Origin of the sequence: Bacteroides ovatus, assembly GCF_001314995.1 — a bacterium.
GTDB lineage: Bacteria > Bacteroidota > Bacteroidia > Bacteroidales > Bacteroidaceae > Bacteroides > Bacteroides ovatus.
In genome coordinates, this window is sequence record NZ_CP012938.1 from 4456810 (window position 1) to 4476480 (window position 19671).

Below are 19671 nucleotides of genomic sequence, written 5' to 3' on the forward strand. Positions count from 1 at the left end.
ATTTCGTTTTTTATTGATTTCTTATCCCGAGCTTGCCCTATATATAGAAAGAATAATTTCATTAGAATAAAACTTTGGATTATTTTCATTACCTTTGTTCAGAATATTGTGTTTGTCTAAATAATGGGACTGATGTAAATTCTGCAATTCCTCTATTGTTTAAGACTATTGTTCTTTAATTTAAATTTTAATAATATGATATATATTATTTGTTATGATTGGCCTTCAACATCTGGTAATCATACAGGAATGAGGTATCTTTATGAATATATTCAAAAAAGAAATCCTGAATTGTATAAAATGTATACTTTCAATATGGGTAGGCGTTTTTTGGATAAGGGAAAAAAGGGGAAGAAAATCTCTGTGCTTTTTACGGCACTTAAATTAGCAATGACATATAAATCAGGAGATAAGTTTGTTCTTACTGAATATTTACATAGAGATTCATATCAAATATTGTTTGCAAAAATAATACGCTTTATATGTCCTAAAGCACCTATATATGCTATGGTGCATCTTGTTCCTGAAAAATTGGAAAGGCGATATTCGAAAGCACAAATAAAGAAGAGTTCGCGATTTGTTACAGAAATTGTAACATTGGGAAGTAGTTTGACATGCTATCTCAATAATTTAGGAATAGAGAATGTTTATACTTCCTTTCATTATGTCGATAATAATTATTATACTCCTTCTGCAAATCTTTATAACAGAGGTGGTGATGTCAAGGTAATAGTAATGGGTGCTTTGGCACGTGACTTTGAACAGATTGCTTATATTGTTTCAAGACTTCCGCAAATTCATTTTTATATATGCAAAGGGCGGGAGAATATTGATTATTTGTTTTCAGGTTTAAAGAATGCAACATTGGTGGGGTATGTTCCGGAGGCGGAATTAAAGCATTATATGAATGATTCTGATATTTCATTAAATGTGATGAAGGATACTATTGGAAGTAATGTAATTTGTACTTCAATGGCAACAGGATTGGCGATGGTGGTTAGTGATGTTGGATCTATACGGGACTATTGCGATGAGACTAATGCATGTTTCTGTTCTTCTCCCGATGATTTTATAAAGAATATTATGATCTTAGCAAATGATCGAGAGTTGCTCAATTCGTTAAAAAAAATGTCTTTGAAAAAAGCACAGCAGTTTTCTATCGATAATTATTGTGTTAGCTTGTCATCTCTATTGAAGTAATTGAAGAGTATGGCCGTTTACAGTTATTATAGTAAAATTCTTAAAGGATATTGTTAGCAAGGGTATTCCTTAAATTCAAAAATATAAGGCAATTTATTTATTGCGAGTTAATTGCCTTTTTATTTTCTTCCCAACATGATGAACTAAAACTAGCAAAGATACATTTAGTGTGAGTTTTCTTAGAGCGTTGCATAAAAGTAAAAGGTCGTGTAAGCTAAAGTCGTTTTTTAGCGAATGCTGTAGGAATTTATATATATAACGTTTGATTGCTTTTTTGAATTTTCTTTCGTGAAGATGGGAATGGTAGTTTATACTAATCCATTCCATGAAAAGTATTGTTGCTCTAATCTTTTCTTTATTGAAATGAGTGGAGTTTGATATATTCTCTCCTTCAGCATTTCTCCAGCTGACAGGATTGCCTGGTAAAGATATGATTCCTCCTGTAAATTCTGCAAATTTAGCCCATGTTGCATCATCGGTGCACCAAGCCAAAGGGAATTTAATAAATCCTCCCGTTTGCTCCCATACTGTTCGGCTAAATACATACTCACAGGCGGCAGAACTAATTTTCCCAGATAATTTATCTAATAGGAATTCATATCCAGAAGTTAAATCGGTTTTAAAAGGAGGGTTTTTATACTTTAGTTTACCATACTCGTCAACGACTTCTAAAGGAAAACGGAATATATATTTTCCTTCAGAATGTTTTTGTGAGGCTCGAATTATACGTGCTACTCCGTCAAAGGGCATTAAGTCGTCATCTGAAAAAAGCCATATAAGTTCTTCTGCTGACAATAATATACATCGTTCCCAATGACCGGGTAGGTCTTTTTTGCCCATGTTTTGTTCAAAACGATGATATATAATGTCAAACTTGTTCTTGTAACGATCTACTATGGTCTCTAATGGGTAGGGACTTGCATCATCACCAATATATACGGTAAATTCGTGATTGTTTTGTTTAGCGATAGAATCAAGTGTTTCTTGCAAAAAACGTGGTTTATAAGCTGGTATAATAATTGCTAATTTTTTCATTTTTATTGCTATCAATTAGGTTTTGCAAATATACACATTCAGTTTGTTTAAATATTGTATTTGCAAACTTTTGTGATGGAAAACTATACTAGCAAGTTGCTGAATGCAAAATACCCCATAGAATTTTTTCTTTTGGCTTTTCAGTTATATATACGTATTGTTAATAATGGTTAATTGTAAGCGTGAAATTCTGCTCTATTTGTAAACAATCTCTTTTTAGATACTTCCTATGGATATTATTCCTTATTTTTGCAAGTAGAAAATGAATATTCAAATATGGAATCTCAATACTCGGTAAGCGTTATCATCCCTGTTCATAATACAGCTCCGTATTTGCGACGTTGTATAGAGTCTGTACGTAATCAGACGTTGAAAGATATAGAAATCATATTAGTGGATAATTTGTCGACCGATGATTCCCCTTCTATTTGTGATGAATATGCTAATATTGATTCTAGAGTAAAAGTGTTGCATCTTGATGAGGCAGGTTTATCTATAGCTCGTAATGCAGGAATTGAAATAGCGACTGCTCCATATATTGGGTTTATAGATAGCGATGATTATATTGAACCGACAATGTATGAAAACATGTTGTCAGTCATGGTACAGAACAAAGTTTATATGGTATATTGCAACTTTTGCTTTGAGTATGAAGATGGCCGTATAGAACAAATGTATCCTAATACAGCTAATGTGTATGTACGTACTAGTCAAGATGTTCAGCGAGATATTATTTTTGAGAGAGTAAGTAGTTCAGCTTGTACTAAACTTTTTGATAAAATTTTTTTTGATTCTTATCGCTTTCCTGTAGGTATGTTTTTTGAGGATCATGCGACTATTTATCGCTGGATAAGTATTTGCGATAAAATAGTTTGGATTGATGCTGCTTATTATCATTATATACAGAGAGGTGATAGTATTTGCCATACAATCAATCCTATAAAACGTTATCATTATTTCTTGGCTGAATATTCAAGATTGGAGTTTGCAAAGGAGCGGCGGTTGTTTGAAGGTAGAGATTGGTTTGATGCCGTCAATGTGATTGTGGAAAATTGCTTTAATCATTTTCAAGGGTTTATGACGGATCCTAATCATCAGTCGTATCCTGTTGAAATTAAAGATATGAGGAACAAGTTGAGTAGATGGCGTTTTTTGTCAAGAAAAGAATTGTCTTCTAAATATTATAAACGATTACGTAAGATAACTTATTTTTGGCCAATTTATTATTGGACTCACTTTGCCAAGAAAAAGAATTAAAAAATGATATAATGGAAAAAGAATACCCTTTAGTTTCGGTTATTATTCCTGTTTATAATGCGCACAATTCGATAACTAAAACGTTGCAGAGTGTTATTAATCAAACGTATACTAATCTTGAAATTGTTGTAGTGAATGATGGAAGTACAGATGATAGTTTAGATATAATAAAGACGTATGCGGCTGAAGATCCCCGGATTGTTGTATTTAATAAACAAAACGAAGGATTAGTGCAGGCGCGTAAATCGGGTATAGATATTGCTACTGGCAAATATATCCAATATTTAGATAGTGATGATATTATGCATGAGGATGCAATAACTAGGCTGGTTGCTAAAGCAGAGGAAACGCAAGCGGATATGGTAGTGGCCCCTTTTATGTTTTGCTATGATGGAGAGTTTCATAAATCAACTTTTTTTGATTTTGTAGAGTTGTCAGGCGTGGAGTTTTTGAAAAATATTCTTTTAAAAAAGGCTTATTGGTGTGTATGGTCAAAATTTCATCTTCGATCATTATATCAGAATGAAATAGAAAGGCCAGATATATCATTTGGTGAAGATGTCGTTCTTTCCACACAATTATTGTTATACTTACAAAAAGTCGTTTCAGTTGATTATATAATTATTGACTATAATTTTACCAATACGTCAATGTCACATCCAGCAACTTTTGATGATAAAAAGTATGGAGACTTTGTGAATTATACAATATGGATTGAAAATTATATTGATAAAAAAGGGTTGAGGGAAGAGATGAAGGAAGCACTTGCTCATTTCCATCTTGAAAATGCCTTTAGAAGAATTTATTGGAAACGTTTTGCTGATATTAGGAAGGAAATGAAACGGCTTGTTAATGAAATGGAATCCTATCCTTGTTTAATAAACAACTTGTCAAAAAGAGAACGTAAGATTGTGAATGCTTATAGAGTATCAGGTTTCTGGGGAGATTTGAAACTTAGATATTATAATATGCGCCATAAACTGTAATGTGCTCAGATAAATTAAGGCGTTGAGAAATGAAGCATATATTGTTTATCGCTTATAATCTAGCTGGTTGGAGGATTTGAATCTGTTGCAGTATAGTTGGTAAAATAAGATATAAAGAAATGAGTATTATTAGAAGGTGGCAAAGAAGTTGTTATAAAAGAATGTTGAAGGCTCGCTTAGTTACTCCTAAGGTTGTAGTGTTGATGGATGGTGGTATTTGTTCTCAAATGCTCCAATATTTGTTGGGAGAATTTTTTAGAAAGCGTGGATGTAAGGTTGTGTATGATCTATCCTTTTATAAGGAATGGGGAAGTGACATGGATTATAAATTTGCCCGCAATTTTGATTTGTTGAAAGTGTTTCCTTATTTGGGGCTGACAATTGCAACAGAGTTCGAAATCTCCTATTATAAGAGACATTTTTATTATGTTGGGAATAATACATCGGAATGGATAGATGATTTTTCATTTTTGGAAAAAAATCCCCCTATTTATTTAGGTGGATATTATCATTTGCCGATAAATATTTGGGTACCCGCATTTATGTCTACTTATAGAATCTCATCTGAAATATTTGATGAGGGTAGCAAAATGTTAATGTCAGAAATAAAACAGAATATCAATCCTGTAGCAGTGCATGTTCGACGGGGTGATTTAAGTGTTGAAGTTCGAGCGTATGGGAAGCCTGCTTCTTTGAGCTATTTTAAAAGGGCTGTTGATTATATGGAAAAAGAGACTGTTATGCCTTTTTTTTACTTTTTCTCAGATGAGCCGGAATGGGTGGCATCAGAACTTATTCCCTATCTTGAATTTGCAAATGAGAATTACAAGGTGGTGGATATAAATGGTTCAGATAAGGGGTATATGGATTTGTTTTTGATAGCTTATTGCAAACATCAGATAACAAGTAAAGGTACTTTGGGAAAGTATGGTGCTTTATTGAGAGATAGTGCAGATAAAATAGTGATTCTTTGTGATGATAAAGTTGAATATCAGTGGAAAGGAGTTTTCCATAATTCTGTATTTTTATAATAGAGAAAAATTGGATAACTAATCAGCCGATTTAAATTTTTGGCAGATTAGCTTAATCCTTTCCCATAAAGAGTTTTTTCTTCGCAATAATTCATGCCCGCCATATTGGGGTTTATTTTTGTCTCGAATGAGGATTATTGGTTCAAAAGGAAGGAGCCAACCTTCTGGGTATAGATATGCAGGGGACAATGTAATAGCTGGTGGATTATCTAAAAAGTATTTATTGATTAGAGATTCGTCGTGCCAAATTGGTATTATATGGTTTGTGGCATCTCTGTCAACCCATGAGCAAATTGTTGTGCAGAGTTTCAAGTAGGCCTTTGTACATCCACCTGAAAGCCCTCCAGCGTAATAATATCGACCTTCTCCCTCTGGGATATAGGCAGTAGAAGCATCTCTTCGCTCGTATGTAAATTCGGAGTTCGGTTTATTGTAGAATCCAGGGTGCATAGTTCCTAGTAATCCGTTACTATCTGATGGTGGTAGAATTTCTTTGCCAATAGGACTGGTGAATAAGAGATTGGCATTGAAGAAAAATAGATAGTCGGTTTCTCGCTCTAACTGTTCCTTGATACGAAGGAATATATGGAAACGTTTTAATGTGTTGTCAGGCCATCCTAAATTCTTTTGTTTGATCCGGTGAATATGTTTGTTGTTTTCTTCGTCATATAGTTTAGGACTATCAGTAAATACATAATACTCGATAATGAAAGATTGGTCTTGCATAAAATAACGTTCTGCGCTTAGATAAAAGTCTTTCCAAAAAATGTCATATTTGCCAGTACAGATATATAATATACCAATTCTCATTTTATTTATTGCTTTGATTCATATTATTGGCAAATATATAAAGATTTATTTTATATTATTTGTTTGAGGTGTTTTTATTTTCTGTGAATTACCGGTAGCAGGAGCTTTTTAAAAGTAAATTCTATTTATTTCTGGTCATGAGTGTCTTGCAAATGGGTAGTAAGCATTCGGTGAACCCCGTTTTTTCTATAGTTCTTACTCTGTATCTTTGCAAGTTTTTTCCAGTGCAAACATATAATATACCAATTCTCATGTTTATTGTTTTAATTTTAGACCTTCGGTTTTGTCCATTTGAGAGTGTTATTTATATTGATTATACTAAAAATAAAGCAGTAAGTAGTAGAATTGCTAATAGTATAGAGATACTTACGAATATTGAGTATAGACGTTTGTATTTTCTGTATTTTGGTTTATAGTCTGTTTTTTGTGCAAGGGCTATTAAAGGTTTTTTATATAGGTCAAGGATGTATTGTAAATGATAGCATAACCATTGGTCTTGTTTTTGACCTAGGTAATTAAAAAAGAGAATAAAATAGTATATATACCCTGCATAGCCTTGACTGTTATTGTCAAATATAGTCCGAAAGAATGATTCTCTGGTGTCAAATCCTGCTTCTTCGAGGTTGCTGCATGGTTTCATTCCATGAAAATGGATAAGCTTAGCATTCCCATTAATTCCCCAGTACGGTTTCCAGTTATATTCAATAGGTAAAATTTCCATGTCCTTGAAACACAGCTCGTTTAAGTACCCTTGATCAAAAAGTCCTGAAGTAGATCTTTGCCTTTTTTTCATCATCTCTACAAATTGCTGATATTTGATTCTCATTCCTTGGATGTTCATGACTAATATTCCAGCATTGAAATAACTCATTCTTTTTGTATCGCGTTCAAATTCGGGAGCAGCAGCTAAATAAGCAGGATGAGGTAGATCTTTCAGTAATATATCATCATTAAAGATTATGTCCATATCGGTGTATAATACATATTCGTCTTCTTTTTCTATTATAGGAATCTCCATTCTCATGAATGTGCCGAATATTCGACTATATTCTATATCTTTTCCTAGTTCTGTTTCCATCCATTCGTGAGAATATATTTCCATTAGTTCCTTTTTATATGGTAATTCATGGATGATGATCTCAACTTTAAAATCTTTTAGTAAGTTGTAAACAGGATCGCCAATTTTACCATCATATAGGCAAATTAATCGAAGAGATGTGTTTTTACGAGCACTAATTAAGGTTACCTTTAACATGTTAAAGTAATCTTTTCTGTTGACAATAGAGTCTGTCAAACAAATATAACATTTCATAATTTATAGAATATATAAAATAAATTATACTAATATGTTTCTCAAAGCTATCATAACTGTAAGTTATACAATAGTCCTTGCCAAACTGTTAGAATTGTATTGTATCTTACAAAAATAAGCAAAAAAAACTTTTACTAAGACGTTTTGATAAATAATTGTGATATGTTAGGATTTTCTTTCCTGAAGAATTGAATTCGAAGAGTTAAGGATGGATGATCTACATTCTATATTTATCTGTTAGCTTTGGAAGTCTGGAGTTTTTTATTTTTTTAAATCTAAGTTTGTCCTTACAGGATTTTATCCTTAGTTTTGTGAACTATTTTTTTATGAATTAGAGATATTCGTATAAAAGTATCTTAATATATAAAATTGATTTGAATAAATATGATTTCTATTATAATATGCAGTAGGTTTCAATCCATCTCTAAGGAATTGAAGGATAATATTGAGAATACGGTTGGGGTTGTTCATGAGATTATATGTATTGATAACAGTAAAAGTCAATATGATATATTTAGTGCTTATAACGAAGGGGTCAAAAGGAGCCAATATCCACTTCTATGTTTTATGCATGAAGATATTTTACATTACACTAGTGATTGGGGAAAGCTTCTGATAAATCATTTCAGAGATTTGAAAGTAGGGCTTATTGGAATTTCTGGACCACGTTTTATTAGTCAAATACCGGGTATTTGGTGGGGACCTGGAAGTACAGATGCAGGAAAGGATGCAATTTGCCAGTATTCTATTGACACTAATAGAGCTGATCCAACCATTACTTATAATACTTGCTTTAAACCCATTGCAGATGCGAATGCCATAGAAGTGGTAGCAGTGGATGGATGTTTTTTTTGCATGAGGAAATCTGTTTTTGATAAAATAAGATTTGATGAAATAAATTACAAAGGATTTCATTTTTATGATCTTGATATCTCATTGCAGGTTTATATGCTGGGACTGAAATCATTATGTGTATATGATATTCTAATAGAGCACATTAGTAATTCAAAGCTAGATAATGAATGGCTGACTAATGCACGAATATTTTTCACAAAATGGAAAAACTGTCTGCCGATAGTAAGTTATCCAGTGTCAGCAAAAGAAAGAAGAGTTTTAGAGAAGAACAATCTTCAAACTATGAATTATATTATTAATGAGAATAATCGAAAGCCTAGTCATTATTATAAATTCTCAGAGAAGCTATATTTATTGCGATACTGCTGTGATAAAAAAATGCTTCAGTCACTAATCTATTAGGTAAAATGTGTCACTTTATGTTGAGTGGAGCACGGCTTTTCATTTAAGAAATATTGTTTATCGCTTGTTATTGTAATAAAAATCCTTATATTCGTGTGCAGCGATGCGGAAGCATCGCCTTAGGCATTTCTTCTTATCGTTCATTTTTAATTTCTTTCTACTTTGTGAGTTGTACGTCCGGTAACTACATCAGAGGTCTCTGATTTTACAATAGGTGGTTATACCTTTGAAGTAGGTGGGAAGAATAAATCGCAGAAGCAGGTGCATGATGTGGAGAATGCGTATATCGTGAAAGATGATATTGAGTACGGGATGCGGAATGTGATTCCTCTTTGGACATTTGGTTTTTTATATTGAGATAATATGTATATTTGTACGATGTGAACTTAAACAGATTGAAATATGGGTGGCAAGATTTACCCTATTGGTATACAGAATTTTGAGAAACTCCGTAGAGGTGGCTATTTTTATATTGATAAAACGGCATTGATTTATCAATTGGTGAAAACCGGGAGTTACTATATCTTAAGTCGGCCGCGCCGTTTTGGCAAAAGTCTGCTTATTTCTACGCTTGAAGCTTACTTTCAAGGAAAGCAGGAACTCTTTGAAGGGCTGGCTATGGAGAAGCTGGAAAAAGATTGGGTAAAATATCCTATATTACATCTTGATCTTAATACGGAAAAATACGATACTCCGGAAAGTTTGGAGAATAAACTGAATGGGGCGTTGGTGGAATGGGAGAAGATATATGGCGAAGAGCCCTCGGATAAATCTTTAGCGATGCGTTTTGAGGGGATTATTAGGCGTGCCTGTCAGCAAGAGGGGCAAAGTGTGGTGATCCTAGTGGATGAGTATGATAAGCCGATGTTACAGGCTATTGGTGATGATGTTTTGCAAAAGAGTTTCCGCAATACATTGAAAGCCTTCTACGGCGCATTGAAAAGTCAGGATGGGTGTATCAAGTTTGCTTTGTTGACGGGAGTTACCAAGTTCGGTAAAGTCAGTGTGTTCAGTGATTTGAATAACCTGAATGACATTTCAATGTGGAATAAGTATATAGATATTTGTGGTGTGAGCGAACAGGAGCTATACGATAATCTGGATGCCGAACTTCATGAATTTGCCAATGTGCAGGGAGTGACGTATGAAGAGATATGTGCCAGGTTGAAAGAAATGTATGATGGCTATCATTTCACGCACAATTCCAAAGGAATGTACAATCCTTTCAGTCTGCTTTTAGCTTTTGATAGGAATGAGTTTAAAAGCTACTGGTTTGAAACAGGTACTCCCACTTATTTGGTGGAATTGCTGAAGAAACACCATTACGACCTTCATCGGATGGCCCATGAAGAAACCGATGAACAGGTACTGAACAGTATGGATTCTGAATCTACCAATCCTATTCCGGTGATTTATCAGAGCGGATATCTCACCATTAAGGGATATGATGAAGAATTTGGTATTTACCGTTTAGGTTTTCCTAATCGTGAAGTGGAGGAAGGATTTATCCGTTTTCTGCTTCCTTATTATGCGAACGTCAATAAAGTGGAATCTCCCTTTGAAATCCAAAAATTTGTTCGTGAGGTACGTGCTGGTGATTACGAATCTTTTTTCCGCCGTCTGCAAAGTTTCTTTTCGGATATTCCTTATGAACTAGCACGCGAATTGGAATTACATTATCAGAATGTACTATATATCGTGTGTAAACTGGTAGGCTTCTATGTAAAAGCGGAATATCATACGAGTGAGGGCCGTGTGGATATGGTATTGCAGACCGATAAATTTATCTACATCATGGAATTTAAATTGAATGGTACGGCGGAAGAAGCTTTGCGGCAGATAGAGGATAAACATTATGCTCGTCCGTTTGCAACGGATTCGCGGAAACTTTTCAAGATTGGCGTTAACTTTAGTGTTGAAACAAGAAATATAGAAAAGTGGTTGGTGGAGAATTGATGCGCCTCTGAAATGGATATAAAATATTCATTTCTCATGTTCTCATAAATATGACCTAAGTGTCAGATTGTTAATGGTGTAAGCTATGAGAAATGATTTTAAATTTAGTGTTTCTCATAGCTTTATTCACAAATAGACCTTAATTTGGCTTATTTCTCATACCCGTTGAAATCATTTCTCATAATGCCCCGGAGTTGGTACATAAATAGGCTGTGTGGGTTTGCCTATATTCTGTAAGTTTCCTTGTGCCTTTAGACGACGAATCTGTCTGCTGGCCATGCTTTGGGTAAAACAACAGAGTGACTGCATATTACTACGGGTCAATACAGGATGGGTTGCAAAATAGGCAGTGAGTTTCTTGTCGATCTCTTCTTCTGAAAGAGAAGCCGAATGTGGCTTGTATTTCGAACGTCGTAAGTGACTACTCATACACAAACTCTTTAAATTCCTGTCAGCCTGGAAGTTAATGGATTTTAGTTTCACTTTATCTGCACGGGTGGTAAGCGAGTGCACGGGTTCGGTCGCTTGCAATGTAATCTGGAAATAGCCGATCCCATCCAGATGTACTCGTTCTCCTTCGCATAGGTGGTTGCCCATGCATCTGCTCAATTCCATTAGCATGGCTTCTACTTCCGCTTTTCCGAAAGTGGTTGCCATGTGGATTTCTCTTGCCAATTTTTGAGTAGTCACATGTTGAAAGTTGACTACCCGTGGATGATAACTAGGTTCTTCTCCTTCTTTCTCCGGTTGGGGATTCTTATAAAACTCGAATTGTATTGCCATCTTTGTTCTAATTTAATGGTTGTTTATATATTATGTAATTGATGCGCTTAGTGTATCTTGCCTTTATTCTTTTATTATTTAACTACCAGCTAGTTCGTTCCACTAGAGTGAACGGTTCTTTTCACTCTAGTAGACAGATCTTTCTACTCTAGTGAACAGAACCGTTCACTGTAGTGAAACGATTGAGATCCTCTTTCAAAGATACGACATTATTAACTGAAAAACAAATAATTACACGGTTGTTTACATGTAAATAATAGATGAGGGCTGTGTAAAATAAGGTTGGCCAATGAGCGAAATGAATGGTTGGTATTTGACTATGAGAAATGATCCGGAATACTATGATAAATAGACAATTTTTGAGTAAAAATGAAAGACAAAGTATGAGAAATACCGGATTTAAAAACGTTTCTCATGGTGTACTATGCTGATTTTGTGTGTTTTATCTGAAACTTATGAGAATATGAGAATAAGAATTGCAAATCATTACTAGTGGACGTGCGTTTGGGAGGTGTCAAATTTGTTTATACGGGATATTAACCGTACATTTGTCTGTGGTAATAATCGCCCTACAAACACATGCAGGACAAATAAATTAATTAAGCAATGAGAATAACATTGGTAAGAGACGATGGCAAGGTGAACACTATGCGTACGTTAAGAATCGAACAGCTCGTAGAGCAAATGAAAGTGGAAACCAAAGCACAGTCTGTTTCAAAAATGAGAGAAGTCCTGCCTTTTATGCTTCCGGGTGATAAAAATGACTATGTGCAGAAAGTGCAGAAGGTGATACCTGCAGCGGCCTTTTTCCGCAAAGACGGAATAACGACCATGAGTGAATACAACGGAATTGTGATGATTCAGGTGAATAACTTATCCGGGAATATGGAAGCGGATGAAGTGAAAGAGCGGGTGAGGGAGCTGCCGCAAACTTATTTAGCTTTCACCGGTTCTTCCGGAAAGTCAGTGAAGATATGGGTCCGTTTTACTTATCCCAATGACCTTTTACCGGAAACCCGTGAACAGGCAGAGCTTTTTCATGCACACGCCTATCGGTTGGCTGTGAAATTCTATCAGCCCCAACTTCCTTTTGATATCGAACTGAAAGAACCTTCATTGGAACAATATTGTCGCTGGACTTTTGATCCGGATTTGTATTTTAATCCCGAAGCGATGCCTATTTATATGAAACAACCTGTGGCTATGCCGGGCGAAACCACTTATCGTGAACGGGTGCAAACGGAAACTTCACCATTGCAACGGCTTGCACCGGGGTATGAAAGATGTGATGCGCTTTCTGTTCTTTTTGAAGCAGCCTTCGCACGTGCACTGGATGAGGAGGATGGTTATCAACCGGAAGAAGGTGATAAACAGTCTTTGTTGATAAATCTGGCCGGGTATTGTTTTCGCGCCGGTATTCCTGAAGAAGATACGGTGCGATGGTGTCGGGCGCATTATCGTTTGCCAAAAGATGATACATTGGTTCGGGGGACTGTACGGAATGTATATCGGACTTCAGAGGGATTTGCGAGTAAGAGCAGCCTGTTGCCGGAACAATTATTTGTCATGCAGATGGATGAGTTTATGAAACGGCGTTATGATTTCCGTTTCAACCAACTAACGTCACAAGTGGAATGTCGCGAACGGAATAGCTTTAATTTTTATTTTCTTCCGGTGGATAAACGGTTGATGGCAAGCATTACAATGAATGCACAATATGAGGGGCTTAAACTTTGGGATAAAGATGTCGTGCGTTTCCTGAATTCGGATCATGTACCGGTTTATCAACCTATTGAAGAGTTTCTTTATGACCTTCCTCGTTGGAACGGTAAGGATTATATTGGCAATTTAGCCAAACGGGTTCCTTGTGACCATCCTTATTGGACTCAATTGTTTCGTCGTTGGTTTCTTAGTATGGTCGCACATTGGCGTGGGATGGGTAAGAATCATGCGAATAGCACTTCGCCTATATTGATAGGCCCGCAAGCTTATCGTAAGTCTACATTTTGCCGCTTGATCTTACCACCATGTTTACAGGCATATTATACGGACAGTATCGATTTCAGTCGGAAACGGGATGCTGAACTGTATTTGAATCGCTTTTTATTGATTAATATGGATGAGTTCGATCAGATTGGCATCAGTCAGCAGTCTTTTCTCAAGCATATTCTGCAAAAGCCTGTTGTCAATACGCGACGTCCGAATGCTTCGGCAGTGGAGGAACTCCGCCGGTACGCTTCTTTTATAGGCACAAGTAATCATAAGGATCTGTTGACGGATACTTCCGGCAGTCGCCGTTTTATCGGTGTCGAGGTGACGGGAGTGATAGATGTGGTCCGCCCTATTGATTATGAGCAGTTATATGCACAGGCAATGGCTGCATTGCGGAGTAATGAGCGCTATTGGTTTGATGAAAAAGAGGAGGCGATTATGACGGAGGCTAACCGGGAGTTTGAACAGTCGCCGGTGATTGAACAATTGTTTCAGGTATATTACCGGGCAGCGGAAGAGGAAGAAGAGGGAGAATGGTTACTTGCTGCGGATATCCTTCAACGGATACAAAAAGCAAGTAAAATGAAGTTTTCTTCCGGGCAAGTTAATTATTTCGGACGTCTCTTGCAGAGATTGGGTGTAAAGTCGTTCAGGAAAACGCGTGGGGTTTATTATCATGTGGTGCCTGTTGAGTAGGGATGATGATGAAATAATGTATAGTAGATGGCTTTTATTATTTTATAATAATTATCTTTGCGTAATAACGTGAGATGTATGAAGACTATGATAAGAAATCCTTTTATAACAAGCGGATATGTCTCTGCTGATTATTTTTGCGATCGCCGTTTTGAGAGCGAACAGTTGGTGCGCGAGGTGATGAATGGGAATAATTTGGCTCTTGTCTCTACCCGGCGAATGGGAAAAACAGGGCTGATCCGTCATTGCTTTCAGTTTCCTGAAATTAAACAGGGTTACTATACCTTTTTTATTGATATATATGATAGCCGTTCATTGCGTGATTTGGTCTTTGCACTTAGTAAGGAGATTTTGGAAGTACTGAAACCTATGGGGAAGAAAGCTTTGCATGGCTTTTGGGAATGTGTAAAATCTTTGCAGGCTAGTATCTCTTTTGATGTGAATGGTATGCCTTCTTTGAATCTGGGATTAGGAGATATACAAGCTCCGGCTACTACGCTTGATGAAATCTTCCGGTATTTAGAGCAAGCGGATAAGCCTTGTTTGATTGCTATTGATGAATTTCAGCAGATTACTGGATATGTGGAGAAAAATGTAGAGGCTACTCTCCGGACTTATGTGCAGCATTGTAATAATGCGCGTTTCATTTTTGCCGGGAGCCAGCGACATGTGATGGGGAATATGTTTTTGACGCCTTCCAGACCTTTTTATCAAAGTGTGTCAATGATGCATTTGGAAAGTATTCCTTTAGAAGAATATATTCGTTTTGCAAGTATGCATTTCAAACGTGCAGGCAAAGAAATAGAGGAAAGTGCTGTTACCACAGTTTATCAACAGTTTGAAGGAATCACATGGTATATACAAAAAGTATTGAATACACTTTATGATATGACCCCGGAGTACGGAGTTTGTAAAGTGGGAATGGTGTCAGGGGCTATTCGGCAGATTATTGATTCATTCAGATATACTTATTCGGAAATTCTTTTTCGTTTGCCGGAGAAACAAAAGGAACTGCTAATTGCTATCACTAAAGAAGGAAGGGCTAAAGCTCTCACTTCCGGCACTTTTATTAAAAAATACAAACTGGCTTCTGCTAGTTCAGTTCAGGCAGCACTAAAAGGGTTGCTGGAAAAGGATTTTGTGACTCAGGAAATGGGTATTTGTCAAATATATGATCGTTTCTTGGGTATTTGGCTGAAAGAGAATTATTAAGTCATATTTCATTTATTGAAGAGGGCTTTTCGATAAATCGCGTTAATAATTAATAGAAACTGCTGCCTGTTAATCTGTTTTATTGTATCTTTGCGGTCTTAACTTTTTTAATGGTAAATAATGAAGGAATTTCTACAACTAATGCGACGTTTTGTGTCGCCTTATAAGAAGTATATCGGCTGGGCTATTTTGCTGAATATTTTGTCTGCTGTATTCAATGTGTTCTCATTTACTTTTTTGATTCCTATCTTGAGTATTCTGTTTAAAACAGAAGGAGCAGATAAGGTGTACCATTTTATGGAATGGGGTAGTGGCGATTTAGCAGATGTTGCCAAGAATAACTTCTATTATTACATCTCTCAGATGATTGTGGATAATGGTCCCACTGTAGCTCTTATTTTCTTGGGACTATTCCTGATGGTGATGACATTGTTTAAAACCGGTTGTTACTTTGCTTCTTCAGCCGTGATGATTCCATTACGTACAGGAGTGGTACGTGATATTCGTATTATGGTGTATGCTAAGGTAATGCGTCTGCCGATGTCTTTCTTCTCGGAAGAAAGAAAGGGAGATATTATAGCTCGTATGAGTGGTGATGTGGGGGAAGTGGAAAATTCCATTACCAGTTCATTGGATATGTTGATGAAAAGCCCGATTCTGATTATTATATATTTTGTGACATTGGTTACGGTTAGTTGGCAGTTGACTCTTTTTACTATCATTGTATTACCGGGAATGGGTTGGTTGATGGGAGTCGTCGGAAGAAAACTGAAACGTCAATCACTGGAAGCACAGGCTAAGTGGAGTGATACGATGTCACAATTAGAAGAAACACTGGGAGGCTTGCGCATCATCAAGGCTTTTATTGCGGAAGATAAAATGATTAACCGCTTCACCAAATGTAGCAACGAGCTCCGGGATGCGACAAACAAGGTTGCTATACGTCAGGCTATGGCTCATCCGATGAGTGAGTTCTTAGGAACGATTCTGATTGTAGCTGTATTGTGGTTTGGAGGTACATTGATTTTAGGAAAGAATGCAACCATCGATGCTCCTACATTCATCTTCTATATGGTTATCTTATATAGTGTAATCAATCCATTGAAAGACTTTGCTAAAGCGGGATACAACATTCCGAAAGGGTTGGCTTCCATGGAACGTGTGGACAAAATCCTGAAGGCAGAGAATAAGATTAAGGAAATTCCGAATCCGAAACCGTTGAAAGGTTTGAATGATAGAATCGAATTTAAAGATATCTCTTTCAGCTATGATGGTAAAAGAGAGGTGTTGAAGCATGTAAACCTGACAGTTCCCAAAGGAAAAACAATCGCACTGGTTGGCCAATCGGGATCCGGTAAATCTACATTAGTCGATTTGTTGCCGCGTTACCACGATGTGCAGGAAGGTGATATTACCATTGACGGAACAAGTATTCGTGATGTACGTATTGCAGATTTGCGCAGTTTGATTGGTAATGTAAACCAGGAGGCTATTCTGTTTAATGATACATTCTTCAATAACATTGCTTTTGGTGTGGAGAATGCGACAATGGAACAAGTAGTAGAGGCGGCGAAGATTGCCAATGCGCATGATTTCATTATGGAGAAACCGGAAGGATATAATATGAATATCGGTGACCGTGGCGGAAAATTGTCCGGTGGTCAGCGTCAGCGTATCAGTATTGCGCGTGCTATTTTGAAGAATCCTCCGATTCTGATTCTTGATGAGGCTACTTCTGCTTTGGATACCGAATCAGAACGTCTTGTACAGGAAGCGTTGGAACGTTTGATGAAAACACGTACGACGATTGCTATTGCCCACCGTCTTTCTACGATTAAGAATGCAGATGAAATCTGTGTACTGTATGAGGGTGAGATTGTGGAACGTGGTAAGCATGAAGAACTCATAGAGTTAAACGGTTACTATAAACGTCTGCATGATATGCAGCAGTTGTAATTCTTGATATTGCAATGATATTATTAAGTTTTGATACAGAAGAATTTGATGTACCTCGTGAGCATGGTGTAGACTTTCCGTTGGATGAAGCAATGAAAGTGTCAGTCTATGGTACAAATCGGATACTGGACTGCCTGAAAAACAACGGGGTGAAAGCTACTTTCTTTTGTACAAGCAATTTTGCAGAAAATGCGCCGGAAGTGATGCGGCGCATTATGGACGAAGGACATGAAGTTGCTGCGCATGGATGTGACCATTGGCAGCCACAGGCTTCGGATGTCAGTCGTTCAAAAGAAATTCTGGAACGTCTTACCGGCAGGACGATACAAGGTTATCGCCAGCCGCGTATGTTCCCCGTATCAGATACGGAACTTGAACGGATGGGGTATGTATATAACTCCTCATTGAATCCCGCATTTATCCCCGGAAGATATATGCATTTGTCGGAGCCCCGTACCTGCTTTATGACGGGTAAGTTACTTCAAATCCCGGCTTCTGTAACTCCGTGGATTCGCTTCCCGCTATTCTGGTTGTCTTGTCATAATCTGCCGATGTGGCTGTATCAACTCCTGGTAAACCGGGTATTGAAGCATGACGGATATTTTGTGACTTATTTCCACCCGTGGGAATTCTACCCGTTGGGTGAACATCCTGAATTTAAGATGCCTTTTATTATCCGCAATCATTCCGGTAAAGGAATGGAGGAACGTTTGGATGTGCTTATCCGCAAACTGAAAGAAAAAGGATATGCTTTTATGACTTACTCGGAATTTGCACAGATAAAACTGGCTGAACTAAATAAACCGGACGAAAAATGATAAAATTGGCTATTGTATCCCCCTGCTATAATGAGGAGGAAGTGTTGGAAGATTCGGCCGCCCGTTTGACAGCCTTGTTTGATGAGTTGGTGGCGAAAGAAAAGATCAGTGCCGACAGCTTTGTGCTCTTTGTGAATGATGGCAGCAAAGATCGTACATGGAGCATCATTAAGAAACTGCACGGGACGAATCCTTATATAAAAGGAATGAATCTGGCACGGAACGTGGGACATCAGTATGCGATCATGGCCGGTATGATGACCGCTAAAGACTGGAGTGATGCCGTTATTACCATTGATGCCGATTTGCAGGATGATCTGAATGCGATTGAGGAGATGGTCGATGCCTATATGCAAGGATATGATGTTGTATATGGAGTGAAAGTATCCCGTCAGGCAGACCCCGTGTTGAAACGTCTTTCTGCAACAGCCTTTTATAAATTACAGCACAGGATGGGAGTGGAGACTATCTACAATCATGCGGATTTTCGTTTTCTAAGCCGGAGAGTGCTGGAAAAGTTGTCTCATTATCAGGAACGCAATGTCTATCTGCGTGGTATTATCCCGTTGCTGGGTTTCCCTTCTACTACGGTAGATGATGTGATCCGGGAACGGACAGCCGGAACTTCCAAATATACAGTGAGAAAGATGTTCAGTCTGGCTTTGGACGGGATAACCTCTTTCTCGGTAAAGCCCATTTACGGAATTGTTTATCTGGGAGGTATCTTTGTTTTTATCAGTATTTTGATTGGAATCTATGTTCTTTACGCATTGATTTCGGGTACTGCGGAACATGGCTGGGCCTCTTTGATGTTGTCTATCTGGTTTGTTGGCGGGGTTGTTTTATTATCCATAGGAGCTGTCGGACTGTATATTGGCAAGATTTATAAAGAGGTAAAACGTCGTCCGCTCTATAATGTGGAAGAAGTGTTGTACGATGATCAGAATAAGTAAGGCTATACTTGAGAAGCACCCGGATTGGCGGGATAAGTTCTGGCAATTTGTTCGTTTTGGAGTTGTCGGCACTATATCTTCAGCCATTCATTACGGCGTATATTGCCTGGTCTTGTTGGTTGCGAATGCCAATATCTCCTTTACGGCTGGTTATGCTGTAGGATTTGTCTGCAACTACTTCCTGACTACTTTCTTCACCTTTCGTTCCAAACCATCCTCGCATAATGCGATCGGCTTTGGTTTTAGTCATCTGATTAATTACCTGCTTGAGATCGGCTTACTGAATCTCTTCCTCTGGATAGGGGCGGGTGAACTGCTTGCACCGATACTGGTAATGATTATCGTGGTGCCTATCAATTTCCTGATTCTTCATTTCGTTTATATCTATAAAGGGAGGAAATAACACTATTCAATCCC

The 19671-nt window shown here is 37.2% G+C and carries 16 protein-coding genes and 1 pseudogene; 13 read left to right on the plus strand and 4 right to left on the minus strand.

Features of this window, described 5'->3' with window-relative positions; translation table 11 throughout:
* The first annotated feature begins 195 nt into the window (after positions 1-195).
* Positions 196-1200, plus strand: coding sequence for a glycosyltransferase (locus Bovatus_RS17090; protein WP_004308031.1), 1005 nt, complete (start codon positions 196-198; stop codon positions 1198-1200).
* A 93-nt stretch (positions 1201-1293) separates the two neighbouring features.
* Here Bovatus_RS17090 and Bovatus_RS17095 read toward each other — a convergent pair whose 3' ends face one another.
* Positions 1294-2235, minus strand: a complete 942-nt coding sequence (locus Bovatus_RS17095; protein ID WP_004298289.1) for a glycosyltransferase family 2 protein — start codon at positions 2233-2235, stop codon at positions 1294-1296.
* A 276-nt stretch (positions 2236-2511) separates the two neighbouring features.
* Here Bovatus_RS17095 and Bovatus_RS17100 point away from each other — a divergent pair, with 276 nt between their 5' ends.
* From Bovatus_RS17100 to Bovatus_RS17110, 3 genes are all read left to right on the plus strand, one after another.
* The gene (locus Bovatus_RS17100) at positions 2512-3492 is read left to right on the plus strand and encodes a glycosyltransferase family 2 protein (protein WP_004298288.1); all 981 of its coding nucleotides are present in this window, start codon (positions 2512-2514) and stop codon (positions 3490-3492) included.
* An 11-nt stretch (positions 3493-3503) separates the two neighbouring features.
* Positions 3504-4478 carry a glycosyltransferase family 2 protein gene (locus Bovatus_RS17105; protein WP_004308033.1) on the plus strand — a complete coding sequence of 325 codons (975 nt, stop codon included), beginning with the start codon at positions 3504-3506 and terminating at the stop codon, positions 4476-4478.
* A gap of 119 nt (positions 4479-4597) precedes the next feature.
* The gene (locus Bovatus_RS17110; protein WP_004322485.1) at positions 4598-5509 is read left to right on the plus strand and encodes an alpha-1,2-fucosyltransferase; all 912 of its coding nucleotides are present in this window, start codon (positions 4598-4600) and stop codon (positions 5507-5509) included.
* An 18-nt stretch (positions 5510-5527) separates the two neighbouring features.
* Here the strand turns inward: Bovatus_RS17110 and Bovatus_RS17115 are convergent, their stop codons facing one another.
* On the minus strand, positions 5528-6319 hold the full coding sequence (locus Bovatus_RS17115; RefSeq protein WP_004298285.1) for a family 6 glucosyltransferase: 792 nt from the start codon (positions 6317-6319) through the stop codon (positions 5528-5530).
* A 313-nt stretch (positions 6320-6632) separates the two neighbouring features.
* Positions 6633-7631: a glycosyltransferase gene (locus Bovatus_RS17120; protein WP_004322484.1), complete on the minus strand. Its 999-nt coding sequence runs from the start codon at positions 7629-7631 to the stop codon at positions 6633-6635.
* Between the two features lie 384 nt (positions 7632-8015).
* Here Bovatus_RS17120 and Bovatus_RS17125 point away from each other — a divergent pair, with 384 nt between their 5' ends.
* The 3 genes and pseudogenes from Bovatus_RS17125 (at position 8016) to Bovatus_RS17130 (ending at position 10844) form a co-directional block, all read left to right on the plus strand.
* Positions 8016-8888 carry a glycosyltransferase gene (locus Bovatus_RS17125; protein WP_004298281.1) on the plus strand — a complete coding sequence of 291 codons (873 nt, stop codon included), beginning with the start codon at positions 8016-8018 and terminating at the stop codon, positions 8886-8888.
* Between the two features lie 168 nt (positions 8889-9056).
* Positions 9057-9245 (plus strand): annotated as a pseudogene (locus Bovatus_RS25825) (ATP-binding protein); the annotation flags it as partial.
* 45 nt (positions 9246-9290) lie between these two features.
* Positions 9291-10844 carry an ATP-binding protein gene (locus Bovatus_RS17130; protein WP_004298280.1) on the plus strand — a complete coding sequence of 518 codons (1554 nt, stop codon included), beginning with the start codon at positions 9291-9293 and terminating at the stop codon, positions 10842-10844.
* Positions 10845-11015: 171 nt separating this feature from the next.
* Here Bovatus_RS17130 and Bovatus_RS17135 read toward each other — a convergent pair whose 3' ends face one another.
* Positions 11016-11627 (minus strand): HU family DNA-binding protein, encoded by a 612-nt coding sequence (locus Bovatus_RS17135; RefSeq protein WP_004298279.1) that lies wholly within the window; start codon positions 11625-11627, stop codon positions 11016-11018.
* 606 nt (positions 11628-12233) lie between these two features.
* Here Bovatus_RS17135 and Bovatus_RS17140 point away from each other — a divergent pair.
* The 6 genes from Bovatus_RS17140 (at position 12234) to Bovatus_RS17165 (ending at position 19657) form a co-directional block, all read left to right on the plus strand.
* On the plus strand, positions 12234-14315 hold the full coding sequence (locus Bovatus_RS17140; RefSeq protein ID WP_004298277.1) for a BT4734/BF3469 family protein: 2082 nt from the start codon (positions 12234-12236) through the stop codon (positions 14313-14315).
* A gap of 78 nt (positions 14316-14393) precedes the next feature.
* Complete coding sequence (locus Bovatus_RS17145; RefSeq protein ID WP_004298276.1) at positions 14394-15527, plus strand: AAA family ATPase; 1134 nt, start codon at positions 14394-14396, stop codon at positions 15525-15527.
* Positions 15528-15647: 120 nt separating this feature from the next.
* The gene (locus tag Bovatus_RS17150) at positions 15648-17483 is read left to right on the plus strand and encodes an ABC transporter ATP-binding protein (protein WP_004298275.1); all 1836 of its coding nucleotides are present in this window, start codon (positions 15648-15650) and stop codon (positions 17481-17483) included.
* Between the two features lie 14 nt (positions 17484-17497).
* Positions 17498-18301 (plus strand): polysaccharide deacetylase family protein, encoded by an 804-nt coding sequence (locus tag Bovatus_RS17155; RefSeq protein WP_004298274.1) that lies wholly within the window; start codon positions 17498-17500, stop codon positions 18299-18301.
* Positions 18298-19254, plus strand: a complete 957-nt coding sequence (locus tag Bovatus_RS17160; protein ID WP_004298273.1) for a glycosyltransferase family 2 protein — start codon at positions 18298-18300, stop codon at positions 19252-19254. Before Bovatus_RS17155 ends, Bovatus_RS17160 begins: the two co-directional genes overlap by 4 nt.
* The gene (locus Bovatus_RS17165) at positions 19238-19657 is read left to right on the plus strand and encodes a GtrA family protein (protein ID WP_004298272.1); all 420 of its coding nucleotides are present in this window, start codon (positions 19238-19240) and stop codon (positions 19655-19657) included. Before Bovatus_RS17160 ends, Bovatus_RS17165 begins: the two co-directional genes overlap by 17 nt.
* Positions 19658-19671 lie beyond the last annotated feature (14 nt).